Origin of the sequence: Pseudomonas sp. (assembly GCF_048265905.1) — a bacterium.
In the GTDB taxonomy this organism is placed as follows: domain Bacteria; phylum Pseudomonadota; class Gammaproteobacteria; order Pseudomonadales; family Pseudomonadaceae; genus Aquipseudomonas.
The window spans coordinates 436,786-452,996 of the sequence record NZ_JBLXAP010000001.1 but is presented as its reverse complement, the minus strand read 5'-3'; the positions used below and the strand labels follow the sequence as shown (position 1 = coordinate 452,996).

The following is a 16,211-nucleotide window of genomic DNA, read 5'->3' as shown; positions in this document are numbered from 1 at the left end:
AAATGAGGGGTGAATTGTACCCAAGCTATGCCGAAGGTGCGATGTCGGCAGCGCTATGGAATCTCTTAAAAACTACTGCGCTAGGTATTACTGCGTTGAAAAACTGCTCAAAATGCTCATTTAGGACAACTAAACTGCGCTTTTTCGCACCTTTTCGCCTTGTACTCCCGTCGCTCGCTACTTTTTTCAGAAGATTCCATAAACGGGCTACAATGCGCGTTTTAGTGATAAATGAGGCGTGTGCAGTGACTTCTACAGATGCGTTGAGTTCAGGTTTGGGCACGCTTTATGTGGTTGCAACGCCAATTGGTAACCTTGAAGACATAAGTAGTCGTGCTTTGAAGATCCTGGCTGAAGTGGCACTTATTGCCGCCGAGGATACCCGGCATTCGGCGCGCTTGATGCAACACTTTGGTCTGACAACGCCACTGGCGGCCTGTCATGAGCATAATGAACGTGACCATGGCGGTAAATTTCTACAGCGATTGCAGGCGGGGGAAGACGTCGCGTTGATTTCTGATGCGGGCACGCCATTGATTTCCGATCCTGGTTATCACCTCGTTCGTCAAGCGCGTGCTGCGGGTGTTGCGGTGGTGCCGGTGCCGGGTGCGTGCGCATTAATTGCTGCGCTGTCGGCTGCCGGGTTGCCGTCTGATCGCTTTATTTTCGAGGGCTTCTTGCCTGCTAAGTCGGTGGGACGTCGCTCACGCCTGGAGCAGGTTAAAGAAGAGCCGCGCACGCTGATCTTTTATGAGGCGCCACACCGAATTGCTGAATGTCTCGAAGATATGCGTTCGATCTTTGGTGATGAGCGTCCGGCATTGTTGGCTCGTGAGCTGACCAAAACCTTTGAGACCCTCAAAGGTTTACCATTGGCCGAGCTGAGTGCGTGGGTTGCGGCAGATGCAAATCAGCAGCGTGGCGAATGTGTGGTATTGGTCGCGGGCTGGCAGGCGCCTGAAGGTGAGGCGGCTGTCAGTGCCGAGGCGGTGCGGGTGCTTGATTTGCTGTTAAAAGAGATGCCGTTGAAGCGAGCGGCGGCTTTGGCGGCTGAAATTACCGGCGTGCGAAAGAATCTGCTTTATCAACTGGCGCTGGAGCGACAGGCTGAAGAGTAACTGGCTCGGGCGTGTCGTTTGGACGGTTGTGCATGGAGTTTGAGTCGCCATTTTCGGCGCGCTTGATTGCTGATTTTACCGTCGATATTTGGGTTTTTGCCGCGCCGGTGCTCGGTTACGCTTGTTCTAATGTGCAAGTGCAATTACCCTATGCGGCGGAGAGTCGATCGGACAGTCGCTGCTGTGCTTCGTTTACGAGGTGCGGGGGAGGAAAGTCCGGGCTCCATAGGGCGGAGTGCCAGGTAATGCCTGGGAGGCGTGAGCCTACGGAAAGTGCCACAGAAAATAACCGCCTAAGCGTTTCGGCGCCGGTAAGGGTGAAAAGGTGCGGTAAGAGCGCACCGCACGGCTGGTAACAGTCCGTGGCTAGGCAAACCCCACTCGGAGCAAGACCAAATAGGGTTTCATTGGCGTGGCCCGCGCTGAAACCGGGTAGGTTGCTAAAGGCGTACAGTGATGTGCGTCGTAGAGGAATGACTGTCCTCGACAGAACCCGGCTTACAGATCGACTCTCCACCTTTCTTTCTAGTAGTACGCTTGGTGTTCTTCCTTGCGATTCTAATACCTAAATAATCTTACTCTTAACAAACTACTTTAAGTTTGAAGCGCAGCTATGTGTGTGTGCTGATATTTAGTCTTTGAATGTCGGCTAAAGCTGTTCTCCCACCTTCGTAAAATTCGCTAAATCTCCGTTCTATAAGGGTTTTTCCCTGTTTAAGCACCTTGACGGTGGGGTATGCGCGTTCCTATAGTGTGCGCAGGTGGTAAGAAGTGGCGGAAAGTGGGTTTTTTGGGCATGGATAGCTAAATAACAAGGGGAAACGCAATCGTGTTTCGTGGAGCCAACACCATAAGTCTCGACGCAAAAGGTCGACTCGCGATGCCAAGCAGGTATCGGGACGAGCTCGTGTCGCGCTGTGCTGGCCAGTTAATTATCACGATTGATGCGATTGACCCTTGTTTATGTGTGTATCCGCTACCCGAGTGGGAGCTGATTGAAGCCAAACTTCGTGAGTTGGCCTCTTTCCGTGAAGAAAACCGTCGTTTGCAGCGCTTGTTGATCGGTAATGCGGTTGACCTTGAGCTTGATGCCAGCGGTCGCTTTCTGGTGCCGCCACGCTTGCGCGAATACGCCAAGCTGGACAAGCGCGCCATGTTGGTCGGCCAACTCAATAAATTTCAATTGTGGGATGAAGACTCCTGGAATGCAGTGGCAGACGCCGATTTGGCAGCCATTAAGCAACCGGGTGCTTTGTCTGACGATCTACGTGACTTGATCCTGTGACTATGAATAGCGATTTTCGCCATATAACCGTGCTACTCGACGAGGCTGTCGAAGGGCTGGCTGTGCGAGCAGATGGTCGCTACATAGATGGCACGTTTGGGAGGGGTGGGCATAGCCGGCTAATTCTCGACTCGCTTGGCCCTGATGGCCAATTGCTAGGATTCGATAAAGATCCCCTGGCAATCGCCACGGGGAATGCGCTAGCGGCCGAAGACGGCCGCTTTGTCGTTGTGCAGAGAAGTTTTGCGGAACTTTTTGAGGAAGCGGCTGTCCGCGATCTGTCGGGTAAGGTCAGCGGCATTCTTCTGGATCTGGGTGTTTCCTCGCCTCAATTGGATGACGCCACGCGCGGCTTTAGCTTTCTCAATGACGGCCCGCTGGATATGCGCATGGATCCGTCGCGTGGCGTCAGCGCGGCGCAGTGGATTGCCTCGGCCAGCGAAGAAGAAATTGCCCGGGTTTTTAAAGAGTACGGCGAAGAGCGTTTCTCCAAGCGCATGGCGCGCGCCGTGGTCATGCGTCGTGCGGAACAGCCATTTGAGCGTACCGCTGATCTGGCGCAGGTGCTAACCGTTGCCAATCCTGCGTGGGAAAAAGGTAAGAATCCGGCCACCCGTGCTTTCCAGGGCTTGCGCATTTACATCAACAACGAATTGGGTGATTTGCACCTTGGGCTTGATGCTGCGCTGGAAACCCTGGAAGTCGGTGGGCGTTTGGTGGTGATCAGCTTCCACTCGCTGGAAGACCGTATCGTCAAGCAGTTCATGCGTAAGCACGCCAAGGGCGAGCAGGACAAACTCCCCCGTGATTTGCCGATTATTCCAAAGGCCTTTGAGCCGCGACTGAAACTGATCGGTAAGCCGGTTTTCGCATCTGAAGCCGAGCTCAAAGCCAACCCGCGCTCGCGTAGCGCGGTCATGCGTATCGCGGAGAAGCTGCGATGAACCTGCGCATGGTGAAATCCTTTCCGCGTGGCAGCCTGTTGATGCTGGGACTGTTTGTTGCAGTGCTCGGCTCATCGCTGGCTGTGTCCTATTGCGCGCATTGGAATCGCCAATTGCTCAACGAGCTGTATTCCGAGCTAAGCGTGCGCGATAAGGCTCAGGCCGAGTGGGGGCGCTTGATTCTTGAGCAAAGCACCTGGACTGCGCACAACCGTATCGAAACCTTGGCCAGCGAACAGCTGAACATGCGCATACCTGACGCCGCCGAAGTGCGCATGGTGAAGCCATGATCAAGCTCGAAGGCGCGCTCTATCCGTGGCGATTCCGCCTTGTATTGCTGCTTTTGGCGGCGATGGTCGGTGCAATCGTTTGGCGCATCGTTGATCTGCAGATTTTTGATCACGATTTCCTTCAGGCTCATGGTGATGCGCGTAGCGTTCGCCATATTCCGATTCCCGCACATCGCGGCTTGATGACTGATCGTAACGGTGAGCCGTTGGCGGTAAGTACGCCGGTAACTACCCTTTGGGCCAACGGTAAAGAGTTGCAGGCCGCGAAAGGTATGTGGCCGACGCTGGCTGAAGCCCTGGGTCAAAATCCGGATGATTTCGCCAAACGCCTGCAAGCTCACGCCAACCGTGAGTTTATGTATTTGGTACGTGGCCTGACACCGGAGCAAGGCCAGAAAATTCTCGACTTGAACGTGCCCGGCGTTTATTCGATCGAAGAGTTCCGTCGTTTCTATCCCGCAGGTGAAGTGGCTGCTCACGTGGTTGGTTTTACCGATGTAGACGATCGCGGGCGCGAAGGTATGGAGCTGGCGTTCGATGAGTGGTTGGCGGGCGTGCCAGGCAAGCGTCAGGTGCTGAAGGATAGGCGCGGCCGCTTGATCAAGGATGTGCAGGTTACCCAGAACGCCAAGGCCGGTAAGGCATTGGCGCTGTCTATTGATCTGCGCCTGCAATATCTGGCGCACCGTGAGTTGCGCAATGCATTGGTTGAGTTCGGCGCCAAGGCGGGCAGCCTGGTGATGGTTGATGTGAAGACCGGGGAAATCCTGGCTATGGTCAACCAGCCTACCTACAACCCGAATAACCGTCGCACCATTCATCCGGCGGCCATGCGCAACCGGGCCATGACTGATGTATTCGAGCCGGGCTCGACGGTTAAACCGTTCTCGATCAGCGCAGCGTTGGAATCAGGTCGCTGGAAACCGACCGATACGGTAGACGTAGCGCCAGGCTGGCTGCGTATTGGCAAGTACACAATTCGCGATGTCTCGCGCAACAGTGGTGTGCTTGATCTGACCGGTATCCTGATTAAGTCGAGCAACGTCGGGATCAGCAAAATCGCATTCGATATCGGCGCAGAGTCGATCTACAGCGTTATGCAGCAAGTTGGCTTCGGGCAAGATACTGGTTTGAGCTTCCCGGGTGAGCGGGTTGGCAATCTGCCGAACCATCGCAAGTGGAGGCAGGCCGAGACCGCAACTCTGGCTTATGGCTACGGCCTTTCGGTAACCGCTGTGCAGCTGGCGCATGCCTATTCAGTGCTCGCCAACAACGGTCGCTCAGTGCCTTTGTCGATGATTCGCGTCGATAAAACCCCGGACAGCGTTCAGGTGATTCCCGAAGACATCGCCAAAACTGTGCAAGGCATGTTGCAGCAGGTAATCGAGGCACCGGGCGGAGTCTATCGCGCCAAGGTGCCTGGCTATCATGTGGCGGGCAAGAGCGGCACGGCGCGTAAAACTACCGCTGGGACCAAAGGCTATACCCCACATTCTTATCGTTCGTTATTTGCCGGTTTTGCTCCTTCGCATAACCCGCGTATTGCCTTGGCCGTAGTGATTGATGAGCCGACCAAAGCTGGCTATTACGGCGGTCTGGTTTCGGCGCCCGTATACAGCCGGGTCATGGCTGGTGGCCTGCGGTTGATGAACGTGACACCAGACAATCTGCCATCTGAAGAAGATGTGAAAACAGTTGATGCAACATCGAATAAAGGAGGGCGCGGCTGATGCCAATGCCTCTTAATCAGCTGTTACCTAAAGCGAGCAGCAGTGTTTTGATCCGCGAGTTGACGCTGGACAGCCGCAAGGTGCGTCCGGGCGATCTGTTTCTGGCTGTGCCGGGTTTGAATCAGGATGGTCGCGAGCACATCGCCGATGCGCTTGAACGTGGTGCAGCCGCCGTGGCCTATGAAGCTGGCGGAGCCTTCGACATGAGCGTCGATAATGCTGAGCTGGTTGCAATCAAGGATTTGGCTGGCCAGCTATCGGCGATCGCCGGGCGCTTTTATGGCGAGCCAAGTCGCGGTCTGCACATGGTTGGCATTACCGGCACTAACGGTAAAACCAGTGTCAGCCAGTTACTGGCGCAGGCGCTGGATATGCTCGGCGAGCGTTGCGGGATTGTTGGCACGCTTGGCAATGGTTTTTATAACGCTCTGGCCCAAGGCCTGCATACAACGCCTGATCCTATTGGCGTGCAAGCGGTGCTGGCTGACCTGAAAAAGTCTGGCGCCCGTGCGCTGGCGATGGAGGTGTCCTCGCACGGCCTGGATCAAGGCCGGGTTGCAGCGCTTGATTTCAACATCGCAGTGTTTACAAACCTGTCCCGTGACCATCTTGATTATCACGGCACCATGGAAGCTTATGCCGCTGCCAAGGCCAAGCTGTTCAACTGGTCGAGCCTGCGTTGCCGGGTAATCAATCTGGATGATGCGTTCGGTCAGCAGTTGGCGCTGCAAAAGCATGAGTCGCGGCTGATCAGCTACAGCCTGGATAACGCAGATGCCTATCTGCATTGTCGTGATGTGCAGTTTGATGACCACGGCGTGCGCGCTACATTGGTTACTCCGCGTGGCGAAGGCAGCCTGCGCAGCTCACTGTTGGGTCGTTTCAACCTGAGCAATTTGCTAGCAGTGGTGGGGGCCTTGCTTGGGCTGGACTACGCACTGGATGAAATTCTTAAAGTGTTGCCAAACTTGCAGGGGCCAATTGGTCGCATGCAGCGCCTCGGTGGAGTAAATGTCGCTGGGTTCAAGCAACCGCTGGTTGTAGTTGACTACGCGCACACGCCGGACGCCCTGGAGAAAGTGCTAGAAGCCCTGCGCCCACACGTCCAGGGCAAGCTGCTCTGTGTGTTTGGCTGTGGCGGCGACCGTGATCGCGGCAAGCGACCGTTAATGGCAGCCGTAGTTGAGCGCCTGGCTGATCAGGTCATCGTCACTGATGACAATCCGCGTAGCGAGAAGCCTGAGCAAATCTTCGCCGATATTCGTGACGGTTTGGTTAATGCCGACAGCGCACAATTTATTGCCGGTCGTGGTATTGCCATCGCCCAAGTGATCAGCGCAGCAAGTGCTGACGATGTTGTGCTGCTGGCAGGTAAGGGCCACGAGGACTACCAGGAAATCAACGGTGTGCGTCAGCCATTTTCCGACTTGCAGGAAGCGGCCAAGGCCTTGACTGCTTGGGAGGTGGCCCATGCTTAAGGCATTGCGACTGAGCGAAATCACCGATGCACTGAATGCACGTTTGATTGGTCAGGACTGCGCCTTTGCCGCTGTCGGAACTGACAGCCGCTCGATCAAGCCCGGACAGTTGTTCGTAGCACTGACCGGCCCGAACTTTGATGGCCACAATTATCTGGCTGAAGTTAGTGCCAAAGGCGCAGTCGCCGCGTTGGTTGAGCGTGAAGTGCCAGACTCACCGCTGCCACAGTTGCTCGTCGCCGATACGCGCCGTGCCTTGGGCCAGCTAGGTGCACTAAATCGTCAGGCATTCGGCGGGCCATTGGTTGCGGTGACTGGGTCCAGCGGTAAAACCACAGTTAAAGAAATGCTCGCCAGCATTCTGCGCGAAGCCTTTGTTGAACATGGCGACGCAGTATTGGCCACTCGCGGCAACCTGAATAACGAGTTGGGTGCGCCACTGACGCTGCTGGAACTGGGGCCTGAACATAAGGCTGCGGTAGTCGAGCTGGGCGCATCCGGGGTAGGTGAAATCGCTTATACCGTGGCCTTGGCTAAACCCCATGTTGCGATCATTACCAACGCTGGCACCGCGCATGTGGGTGAGTTTGGCGGCCCTGAAAAGATTGTTGAAGCCAAAGGCGAGATCCTGCAAGGCCTTGATACTGGCGGCGTGGCAGTGCTCAACCTTGACGATAAAGCCTTCGCGATCTGGGCTGAAAAGGTTAAAGACAAGGCGTTGTTGAGCTTCTCGCTGAGCAACAGTAATGCGGACTTCTTCGCCAGCGAAATCGCGCGCGACTGCCGCGGCTGCCCAAATTTCCACTTGCACAGTGAGCAAGGGCAGGCTCGTATCCAGCTCAACTTGCTCGGTGAGCATAACGTCGGCAATGCCTTGGCTGCGGCAGCTGCTGCAAGTGCATTGTCCGTTCCGCTGGTTGATATCAAAACTGGCCTTGAAGCACTGCTTCCGGTCAAAGGTCGCGCCGTAGCGCAACTGACTGAAACTGGCATGCGCGTGATTGATGACAGCTACAACGCCAATCCCGCATCAATTTGTGCGGCGATTGACATCCTCGCCGGATTCTCCGGGCACAAAGTGCTGGTCCTGGGTGACATGGGCGAGTTGGGCGACTGGGCCGAGCAAAGCCATCGCGATGTGGGTAATTACGCAAAGGGCAAGGTTGATGCGCTATTCGCCGTTGGCCCGCTGATGGCATACGCCGTAGAAGAATTTGCAAGCAATGGCCGGCATTTTGCCGATCAAGCCAGTCTGATCGAAGCCTTAAAGGCCGAGAGCAGCGACACCACAATTCTAATTAAAGGTTCACGCAGCGCCGCGATGGAAAACATCGTGGCGGCGCTTTGTGGCACGTCTGGGGAGAAACACTAATGCTGCTGCTGCTGGCTGAGTACCTGCAACAGTTCCACAAGGGCTTCGCAGTGTTTCAATACCTGACACTGCGCGGAATTCTTGGCGTGCTCACCGCACTGGCCTTGTCCCTGTGCCTGGGGCCCTGGATGATCCGCACCCTGCAAATCCGTCAGATTGGCCAGTCGGTGCGCAATGATGGCCCGCAGTCGCATCTGTCGAAAAAAGGCACGCCAACCATGGGCGGCGCACTCATTCTTTCGGCGATTGCTGTCAGCACCTTGCTTTGGGCAGACCTTAGCAACCGTTATGTCTGGGTAGTGCTGGCGGTGACCTTGCTGTTCGGTGCCATTGGTTGGGTCGATGACTACCGTAAAGTGATCGAGAAAAATTCCCGTGGCTTACCGAGCCGCTGGAAGTATTTCTGGCAATCGGTGTTTGGTCTGGGCGCAGCGGTTTTTCTGTTCGTCACTGCACAAACGCCAGTGGAAACCACGCTGATCCTGCCACTGCTTAAAGATGTCAGCATTCCTTTGGGCGCTGGCTTCGTGATCCTGACGTATCTGGTTATCGTCGGCTCGAGCAACGCGGTCAACCTGACTGATGGCCTCGATGGCCTGGCCATTTTGCCAACGGTGATGGTCGGCGGCGCGCTGGGTATTTTTTGCTACCTGTCGGGCAACATCAAATTCGCTGATTACCTATTTATTCCCTATGTGCCGGGTGCTGGCGAGTTGATCGTGTTCTGTGCCGCGTTGGTCGGTGCCGGGCTGGGCTTTCTCTGGTTTAACACTTACCCGGCGCAAGTTTTCATGGGTGACGTGGGCGCGCTGGCGCTGGGTGCTGCATTGGGCACCATTGCCGTGATTGTGCGTCAGGAAGTGGTGCTGTTCATCATGGGCGGGGTGTTCGTGATGGAAACCCTGTCGGTGATCATCCAGGTTGCATCTTTCAAGTTAACCGGCAAGCGGGTTTTCCGCATGGCGCCGATTCATCACCACTTTGAACTCAAGGGCTGGCCTGAACCACGCGTCATCGTTCGTTTCTGGATCATCACCGTGATTCTGGTGTTGATCGGCCTTGCCACTCTTAAACTGCGCTGAGGACGAGATGAGTCTGATTGCTTCTGATCACTTCCGCATTATTGTCGGCCTCGGCAAGAGCGGCATGTCTCTGGTGCGCTTCCTGGCGCGCCAAGACGTGCGCTTTGCTGTGGTTGATACGCGTGCGAACCCGCCGGAGCTGAGCGCCTTGCGTGAACAGTATCCGCAGGTGGAAGTGCGTTGTGGTGATCTGGACGTCGAATTCCTCTGCCGTGCCAGCGAGTTACTGGTTAGCCCGGGTATTGCGGTTTCAACTCCGGCGCTGCAGGAAGCGGCAAGCCGTGGAGTGAAAATCTCCGGTGATATCGAGTTGTTCGCACGTAACGCTAAGGCGCCGATCATTGCGATCACCGGCTCCAACGCGAAAAGCACAGTCACTACCTTGGTGGGTGAAATGGCTGCGGCGGCCGGTAAGAAGGTTGCGGTTGGCGGTAACCTGGGCACGCCAGCTCTTGATCTGCTTGGCGATGACGTTGAGTTGTACGTCATGGAATTGTCGAGCTTCCAGCTGGAGACCACTGATCAGCTGAATGCTGAAGTCGCGACTTGCCTGAACATCAGCGAAGACCACATGGATCGCTACAGCGGTTTGCCGGCTTATCACTTGGCCAAGCACCGCATCTTCCGTGGCGCCAGGCAAGTGGTGGTCAACCGTGACGACGCTTTGTCGCGTCCGCTGATTGCCGATCAAGTGCCGTGCTGGAGCTACGGTCTGGGTAAGCCAGATTTTCAGCGCTTTGGTCTGATCGAAGAAAACGGCGAGAAATACCTTGGCTTCAAGTTCGACCGCTTGATGCCCGTGCGCGAGTTGAAAATTCGTGGTGCGCACAACCAGTCAAACGCATTGGCGGCACTGGCCTTGGGTCATGCTGTTGGCCTGCCGATGCCGGTGATGCTGGATACGCTCAAAGCATTCGCCGGGCTTGCGCATCGTTGCCAATGGGTTGGCGAACGCAAAGCGGTTAGTTATTACGATGACTCCAAGGCGACTAACGTTGGCGCTGCCATCGCCGCCATAGAAGGTTTGGGCGCCGATATCCAAGGCAAGTTGCTGTTGATTGCGGGCGGAGACGGCAAAGGTGCTGATTTCTCGGCGCTGCGCCAACCTGTCGCCAGCTTCTGTCGAGCGGTGGTGTTGCTGGGGCGTGACGCTGAGCGCTTGGCGCAGGCGCTGGGTGATGCCGCACCATTGATTCAGGTCAAAACCCTGGAAGAAGCCGTTTTGCGTTGCGCTGAACTGGCCGAACCGGGCGATGCAGTATTGCTCTCGCCAGCATGCGCAAGCTTCGACATGTTCAAGAACTTTGAAGAGCGCGGGCGTTTGTTCGCGCAAGCAGTGGAGGGACTTAACTAATGTTGTCCTTACTGCGTCCTTATCCTTCGCCACTGTTCAGCCGTCGCGGCTTTGACATGGACTTTGGCCTGCTTGCCGGTTGCTTGGCGCTGCTGGGGCTGGGGTTGGTGATGATTTCATCGGCTTCAACCGAAGTCGCTGCGGTGAACACAGGCAATCCGCTGTACTACATGATTCGCCACCTTATATACCTGTTGATAGGTTTAGGTGCGGCAGTGGTTGTGGTCATGATTCCGCTGGCGACCTGGCAGCGTTGTGGTTGGATTTTGCTGATTGCCGCCATTGGCCTGTTGGTGCTGGTGTTGATTCCGGGTGTGGGGCGTGAAGTGAATGGCTCGATGCGCTGGATTGGCTTTGGTGCATTCAACGTTCAGCCTTCTGAGGTCGCCAAGGTGTTTGCGGTGATTTACCTCGCAGGTTATCTGGTGCGTCGTCAGGAAGAGGTTCGCGAAAGCTGGGCTGGTTTCTTCAAGCCTTTTGTCGTGCTATTGCCGATGGCGGCCCTGTTACTGGCAGAGCCAGACTTTGGCGCCACCGTTGTGATGTTCGGCGCGGCGGCGGCAATGCTGTTTCTTGGCGGTGTTGGCCTGTTCCGTTTTGGACTCATGGTGTTGTTGGCCGTTGGTGCTGTCACGGCGCTGGTACAAGACCCGTACCGCTGGGCGCGTATGACTAACTTCGCCGACCCATGGGCCGATCAGTTCGGTGCGGGTTACCAGCTCAGCCAGGCTTTGATTGCCTTTGGTCGTGGCGAATGGTTTGGCGTTGGCCTGGGCAACAGCATTCAGAAGCAGTTTTATCTGCCAGAAGCACACACTGACTTTGTGTTCTCGGTACTTGCCGAAGAGCTAGGTATGGTCGGCGCGCTGGCGACGGTTGCTTTGTTTGTGTATGTCTGCGTCCGTGCCCTGTACATCGGTCTTTGGGCTGAGCGTGCCAAGCAGTTCTTTGCGGCTTACACCGCTTATGGTTTGGCATTTCTGTGGATTGGTCAGTTCTTGATCAATATTGGCGTGAACATTGGTTTGTTGCCGACTAAAGGCCTGACCTTGCCTTTCCTGAGTTACGGCGGCAGCTCGCTGGTTATTTGCTGCATCAGCCTGGCGTTGCTGCTGCGTATCGAGTGGGAGTGTCGCAATCAGTTTGGCAGTGAAGACGTCGAATTCGATGAGTCTGACTTCGCCGAAGAACAGCCGGGCAAGCTGAGTGTCGTCAAGGAGGCCAGTCATGCGCGGTAATGTGCTGATAATGGCTGGCGGTACCGGCGGGCATGTGTTCCCGGCATTGGCTTGTGCGGCTGAATTCAAAGCCCGTGGTTACAGCGTTCACTGGTTAGGGACGCCGCGCGGCATTGAGAACGAATTAGTGCCTGCCGCCGGTTTGCCGTTGCACCTTATTGATGTGTCGGGCTTGCGCGGCAAGGGTAAGTTGTCATTGCTGAAAGCACCCTTTCAATTGCTCAAAGCATTGTTTCAGGCGCGCAAAGTGATGCGCAAACTTGAGCCTGTTTGTGTGCTGGGCATGGGGGGTTACGTCACGGGTCCCGGCGGCTTGGCTGCCAAGTTGGCCGGCGCGCCATTGATCATCCACGAACAAAATGCTGTGGCCGGTACGGCTAACCGCAGCTTGGTGCCATTTGCCAGCCGTGTGTGCGAAGCCTTCCCGAACACCTTTACGGCGTCGGACAAACGTCGCACAACCGGTAACCCTGTACGTGAAGAACTGTTTCTTGCAACCCCGCGCGACAGTTTGCAGAACCGCAAGCCACGGTTACTGGTGATGGGCGGCAGTTTGGGCGCCGAACCACTTAACAAAATACTGCCAGCAGCTCTCGCGCTTGTACCTGCTGAATTGCAGCCTGAAGTGTTCCATCAGGCTGGCAAGCAACACGCTGAAATTACTGGCGAACGTTATCGCGAGGCAGGCGTCGAAGCGCAGGTCGCACCGTTTATAAAAGACATGGCCCAAGCCTACGCCTGGGCTGATCTGGTGGTTTGTCGTGCTGGCGCGTTGACCATCAGTGAGTTGGCTGCAGCAGGGCTGGCTGCATTTTTGATTCCGCTGCCCCATGCCATCGACGATCACCAGACACGCAATGCAGATTATCTGGTAAGCGAGGGTGCAGCCATCCTCCTGCCACAACGTTCCACTGATGCAGCCGCGCTTGCTGCACAGCTGACCGAGGTTTTGATGCACTCCGAACAACTGACCGCAATGGCCGCCAAAGCACGTCAACTGGCGAAACCTGACGCAACCCGCACTGTCGTCGATATCTGCCTGGAGGTGGCCCGTGGTTGAGAATCAAAAAGCTTATCCGCAGCCGGAGATGCGCCGTATTCGCCGGATCCATTTCGTTGGCATCGGTGGCGCAGGCATGTGCGGCATTGCCGAGGTTTTGTTGAATCTTGGCTATCAGGTTTCAGGCTCTGATCTGAAAGAGTCTGCAGTGACTGAGCGTCTGAAAAATTTTGGTGCGCAGATCTTCATCGGTCACCGCGCAGAAAACGCCGAAAGCGCTGATGTATTGGTGGTATCGAGTGCAATCAATACTGCGAACCCGGAAGTTGCCGTTGCCCTTGAACGACGCATTCCAGTGGTGCCTCGCGCCGAGATGCTTGCCGAGTTGATGCGCTACCGGCATGGCGTTGCGGTTGCCGGCACCCACGGCAAAACCACCACGACCAGCCTGCTGGCTTCGGTATTTGCCGCTGGCGGTCTTGATCCAACCTTTGTGATCGGTGGTCGCCTTAATGCTGCGGGTACGAACGCACAGCTTGGCACCAGTCGTTATCTGATTGCCGAAGCAGATGAAAGCGATGCCAGCTTCCTGCACCTACAGCCGATGGTTGCGGTTGTTACCAACATCGACATGGACCACATGAGCACTTATGAGGGCGACTTCAATCGCTTGAAGAAGACCTTCATCGAGTTCCTGCACAACCTGCCGTTCTATGGCCTGGCTGTGATGTGTGTGGATGACCCTGTTGTGCGCGAAATCCTGCCGCAGGTGGCGCGTCCAACCATGACTTACGGCTTTGATGAAGGCGCCGATGTGCGCGCAATCAACGTTCGCCAGCAAGGCATGCAAACCTTCTTCACCGTGTTGCGTCGTGACAGTGAGCCGCTTGATGTATCGGTCAATATGCCCGGCAACCACAACGTGCTCAATGCCTTGGCAACTATCGCCATTGCAACAGACGAAGGCATCTCTGACGAGGCGATCGTACAGGGCTTGTCGGGTTTCCAGGGCGTTGGCCGACGTTTTCAGGTGTACGGCGAGCTGCCAGTTGAAGGCGGTGAAGTGATGTTGGTCGATGACTACGGTCATCACCCGCGTGAAGTGGCGGCAGTCATCAAGGCGGTACGTGGCGGCTGGCCAGAGCGTCGCTTGGTCATGGTTTATCAGCCACATCGCTTTAGCCGTACCCGCGATCTGTACGACGACTTTGTGCAGGTGCTGGGCGAAACCAATGTGTTGCTGTTGATGGAAGTGTATCCAGCCGGTGAGGAGCCGATTCCAGGCGCCGACAGCCGACAGCTGTGCCACAGCATCCGTCAACGCGGCCAGTTGGACCCTATTTATATCGAGCGCGGCGTTGACCTCGCTCCGCTGATCAAACCACTGCTGCGCGCCGGGGACATTCTGCTGTGTCAAGGCGCGGGCGATATCGGTGGTTTGGCTCCACAACTATTGCAGAGCCCGCTGTTCAGCGCGGCTGTAGGTAAGTCGAAATGAGTGGCCAAGTGTTTAGCGGTTTGAAGTCAGAGCTGCCTGTCAGTGCTTTCGGTCGTGTTGCCGTGTTGTTTGGCGGCAAGAGCGCTGAGCGTGAAGTTTCACTGAAGTCGGGCAAGGCCGTGTTAAAGGCGCTGCAAGCGGCGGGCGTTGATGCGTTTGGTATCGATGTCGGTGATGACTTGCTGCAGCGTTTGCTTAACGAAAAAATCGACCGCGCTTTTATTGTTCTGCACGGCCGTGGCGGTGAGGACGGCAGCATGCAGGGCTTGCTGGAGTGCGCCGGTATTCCTTACACCGGCAGCGGCATCCTCGCATCGGCTTTGGCCATGGACAAATTGCGGACCAAGCAAGTGTGGCAAAGCCTTGGTTTGCCGACGCCGCGCCACGCTGTGCTGGCAAGCGTTGAGGATTGTCAGGCAGCGGCAACCGATCTGGGCTTTCCGCTGATTGTCAAGCCTGCTCATGAAGGTTCGAGCATCGGCATGGCCAAGGTCAACAGTGCTGAAGAGCTGGTCGCTGCATGGAAAGACGCGAGCCAATACGACAGTCAAGTACTGGTCGAGCAGTGGATCCACGGTTCTGAATACACCATCTCGATGTTGCGCGGTCAGGTGCTGCCGGTGATCGGTTTGGGCACGCCGCACAGCTTTTACGACTACGACGCCAAGTACTTGGCCAGTGACACTCAATACCGCATTCCCTGCGGCCTGGACGCCAGCAAGGAGCTTGAACTTAAAGAGCTGACCAAGCGTGCTTGTGATGCAGTCGGGGTGCAGGGGTGGGCGCGTGCAGATGTGATGCAGGATGCCAACGGTGCTTTCTGGCTGCTCGAAGTCAACACGGTGCCGGGTATGACTGATCACAGCTTGGTGCCGATGTCAGCGAAGGCTGCCGGTTTGGATTTTCAACAGTTGGTGTTGGCGATTTTGGCCGACAGTATTGAGGCTCGGGGTTAAGTCATGAACGCCTTTGCCCGCCATCAGCCAGGAGCGACCGGTGCACCCGTGCGCGGTAAGCCTGCGCAGCGTGGCGCCAGCCGGTTGGTGGCTAAGGAGCCGATTGGTTCGCGCTTGCGCAAGCCTGATCTGACCTTCCTTAAGCGTCTGACGTGGCCGCTGTTGCTGCTGGCTCTGGGCTTTGGGGCTTATGAACTGTCAGTGCGCTTGATGCCTTATGCCGACCGGCCGATTGCCAAGGTCAGTGTTGAGGGTGAATTGAGCTACGTCAGTCAGGATGCGGTGCAGCAACGAATCGCACCGTTTATCAAGTCGAAGTTTTTCAGTGTCGACTTGACCGGGATGCGCCATGAGCTGGAACAGATGCCATGGATCGCCAATGCGACTGTGCGCCGGGTATGGCCCGATCAGATTGTGGTCAGTCTTGAAGAGCAAATGCCGATCGCCCGCTGGGGGGATGGCTCGCTGTTGAACAACCAGGGCCAGGCGTTCGCGCCAGAAGGTTTGGCCCGATACGAACATTTACCGCAGTTGTACGGTCCTAAGCGTGCGCAGCAACGGGTTATGCAGCAATACCAAGTGCTGAGCCAGATGTTGCGGCCTATGGGCTTCTCAGTTGCCCGGCTTGAACTGCGTGAGCGTGGAAGCTGGTTTTTAGTGACATCGCAGGGGGTTGCGCTGCTGTTAGGGCGTGATCACCTGGTTGAAAAAATGCGCCGATTCATTGCCATTTACGACAAAGAATTGAAAGAGCAAATCGCGAATATCGCGCGTATCGATCTGCGTTACTCCAACGGCCTGGCCGTTGCGTGGCGTCAGCCGGTAGCGCCCACAGCGGCTGAAACCGCTGCTGTGCAGTGAATCAG

14 protein-coding genes and 1 other RNA gene are annotated in these 16,211 nt (G+C 56.2%); all 15 read left to right on the top strand.

What is annotated here, in order from left to right; all coding sequences use genetic code 11:
• Positions 1-212 precede the first annotated feature (212 nt).
• Entirely contained in the window at positions 213-1,118 is a 906-nt protein-coding gene (gene rsmI, locus ACN0UH_RS02125) for a 16S rRNA (cytidine(1402)-2'-O)-methyltransferase (protein WP_417660499.1), read from the top strand.
• 159 nt (positions 1,119-1,277) lie between these two features.
• Positions 1,278-1,635: RNase P RNA component class A (gene rnpB, locus ACN0UH_RS02120), an RNA gene on the top strand.
• 312 nt (positions 1,636-1,947) lie between these two features.
• Positions 1,948-2,403: a division/cell wall cluster transcriptional repressor MraZ gene (gene mraZ / locus ACN0UH_RS02115; RefSeq protein WP_087518065.1), complete on the top strand. Its 456-nt coding sequence runs from the start codon at positions 1,948-1,950 to the stop codon at positions 2,401-2,403.
• A 2-nt stretch (positions 2,404-2,405) separates the two neighbouring features.
• Entirely contained in the window at positions 2,406-3,347 is a 942-nt protein-coding gene (rsmH, locus tag ACN0UH_RS02110) for a 16S rRNA (cytosine(1402)-N(4))-methyltransferase RsmH (RefSeq protein ID WP_417660498.1), read from the top strand.
• The gene (ftsL, locus tag ACN0UH_RS02105) at positions 3,344-3,637 is read left to right on the top strand and encodes a cell division protein FtsL (RefSeq protein WP_417660497.1); all 294 of its coding nucleotides are present in this window, start codon (positions 3,344-3,346) and stop codon (positions 3,635-3,637) included. The genes rsmH and ftsL overlap by 4 nt, the downstream gene beginning before the upstream one ends.
• A complete protein-coding gene (locus ACN0UH_RS02100) occupies positions 3,634-5,367 on the top strand; it encodes a peptidoglycan D,D-transpeptidase FtsI family protein (RefSeq protein ID WP_417660496.1) in 1,734 nt (577 codons plus the stop codon). Before ftsL ends, ACN0UH_RS02100 begins: the two co-directional genes overlap by 4 nt.
• Positions 5,367-6,845 carry a UDP-N-acetylmuramoyl-L-alanyl-D-glutamate--2,6-diaminopimelate ligase gene (locus ACN0UH_RS02095; RefSeq protein ID WP_417660495.1) on the top strand — a complete coding sequence of 493 codons (1,479 nt, stop codon included), beginning with the start codon at positions 5,367-5,369 and terminating at the stop codon, positions 6,843-6,845. The genes ACN0UH_RS02100 and ACN0UH_RS02095 overlap by 1 nt, the downstream gene beginning before the upstream one ends.
• Positions 6,838-8,217, top strand: a complete 1,380-nt coding sequence (locus tag ACN0UH_RS02090; protein WP_417660494.1) for a UDP-N-acetylmuramoyl-tripeptide--D-alanyl-D-alanine ligase — start codon at positions 6,838-6,840, stop codon at positions 8,215-8,217. Before ACN0UH_RS02095 ends, ACN0UH_RS02090 begins: the two co-directional genes overlap by 8 nt.
• Complete coding sequence (gene mraY / locus ACN0UH_RS02085) at positions 8,217-9,299, top strand: phospho-N-acetylmuramoyl-pentapeptide-transferase (RefSeq protein WP_417660493.1); 1,083 nt, start codon at positions 8,217-8,219, stop codon at positions 9,297-9,299. Before ACN0UH_RS02090 ends, mraY begins: the two co-directional genes overlap by 1 nt.
• Positions 9,300-9,306: 7 nt before the next feature.
• Entirely contained in the window at positions 9,307-10,653 is a 1,347-nt protein-coding gene (gene murD / locus ACN0UH_RS02080) for a UDP-N-acetylmuramoyl-L-alanine--D-glutamate ligase (RefSeq protein WP_417660492.1), read from the top strand.
• Positions 10,653-11,891, top strand: coding sequence for a putative lipid II flippase FtsW (gene ftsW / locus ACN0UH_RS02075; RefSeq protein WP_417660491.1), 1,239 nt, complete (start codon positions 10,653-10,655; stop codon positions 11,889-11,891). Before murD ends, ftsW begins: the two co-directional genes overlap by 1 nt.
• Positions 11,881-12,951, top strand: a complete 1,071-nt coding sequence (gene murG, locus ACN0UH_RS02070) for an undecaprenyldiphospho-muramoylpentapeptide beta-N-acetylglucosaminyltransferase (protein ID WP_417660490.1) — start codon at positions 11,881-11,883, stop codon at positions 12,949-12,951. The genes ftsW and murG overlap by 11 nt, the downstream gene beginning before the upstream one ends.
• Before the next feature lie 28 nt (positions 12,952-12,979).
• A complete protein-coding gene (gene murC, locus ACN0UH_RS02065) occupies positions 12,980-14,389 on the top strand; it encodes a UDP-N-acetylmuramate--L-alanine ligase (RefSeq protein WP_417660703.1) in 1,410 nt (469 codons plus the stop codon).
• A complete protein-coding gene (locus ACN0UH_RS02060) occupies positions 14,386-15,345 on the top strand; it encodes a D-alanine--D-alanine ligase (protein WP_417660489.1) in 960 nt (319 codons plus the stop codon). The genes murC and ACN0UH_RS02060 overlap by 4 nt, the downstream gene beginning before the upstream one ends.
• Positions 15,346-15,348: 3 nt before the next feature.
• Positions 15,349-16,206, top strand: a complete 858-nt coding sequence (locus tag ACN0UH_RS02055) for a cell division protein FtsQ/DivIB (RefSeq protein WP_417660488.1) — start codon at positions 15,349-15,351, stop codon at positions 16,204-16,206.
• Positions 16,207-16,211 lie beyond the last annotated feature (5 nt).

Bases quoted from the DNA above. Each gene is read 5' to 3' on its own strand.
- murD (WP_417660492.1), top strand. From the start codon at position 9,307: ATGAGTCTGATTGCTTCTGATCACTTCCGCATTATTGTCGGCCTCGGC.
- mraY (WP_417660493.1), top strand. From the start codon at position 8,217: ATGCTGCTGCTGCTGGCTGAGTACCTGCAACAGTTCCACAAGGGCTTC.
- rsmH (WP_417660498.1), top strand. From the start codon at position 2,406: ATGAATAGCGATTTTCGCCATATAACCGTGCTACTCGACGAGGCTGTC.
- ACN0UH_RS02090 (WP_417660494.1), top strand. From the start codon at position 6,838: ATGCTTAAGGCATTGCGACTGAGCGAAATCACCGATGCACTGAATGCA.
- murG (WP_417660490.1), top strand. From the start codon at position 11,881: ATGCGCGGTAATGTGCTGATAATGGCTGGCGGTACCGGCGGGCATGTG.
- ftsL (WP_417660497.1), top strand. From the start codon at position 3,344: ATGAACCTGCGCATGGTGAAATCCTTTCCGCGTGGCAGCCTGTTGATG.
- ACN0UH_RS02060 (WP_417660489.1), top strand. From the start codon at position 14,386: ATGAGTGGCCAAGTGTTTAGCGGTTTGAAGTCAGAGCTGCCTGTCAGT.
- ftsW (WP_417660491.1), top strand. From the start codon at position 10,653: ATGTTGTCCTTACTGCGTCCTTATCCTTCGCCACTGTTCAGCCGTCGC.
- murC (WP_417660703.1), top strand. From the start codon at position 12,980: ATGCGCCGTATTCGCCGGATCCATTTCGTTGGCATCGGTGGCGCAGGC.
- ACN0UH_RS02055 (WP_417660488.1), top strand. From the start codon at position 15,349: ATGAACGCCTTTGCCCGCCATCAGCCAGGAGCGACCGGTGCACCCGTG.
- rsmI (WP_417660499.1), top strand. From the start codon at position 213: ATGCGCGTTTTAGTGATAAATGAGGCGTGTGCAGTGACTTCTACAGAT.
- ACN0UH_RS02095 (WP_417660495.1), top strand. From the start codon at position 5,367: ATGCCAATGCCTCTTAATCAGCTGTTACCTAAAGCGAGCAGCAGTGTT.
- ACN0UH_RS02100 (WP_417660496.1), top strand. From the start codon at position 3,634: ATGATCAAGCTCGAAGGCGCGCTCTATCCGTGGCGATTCCGCCTTGTA.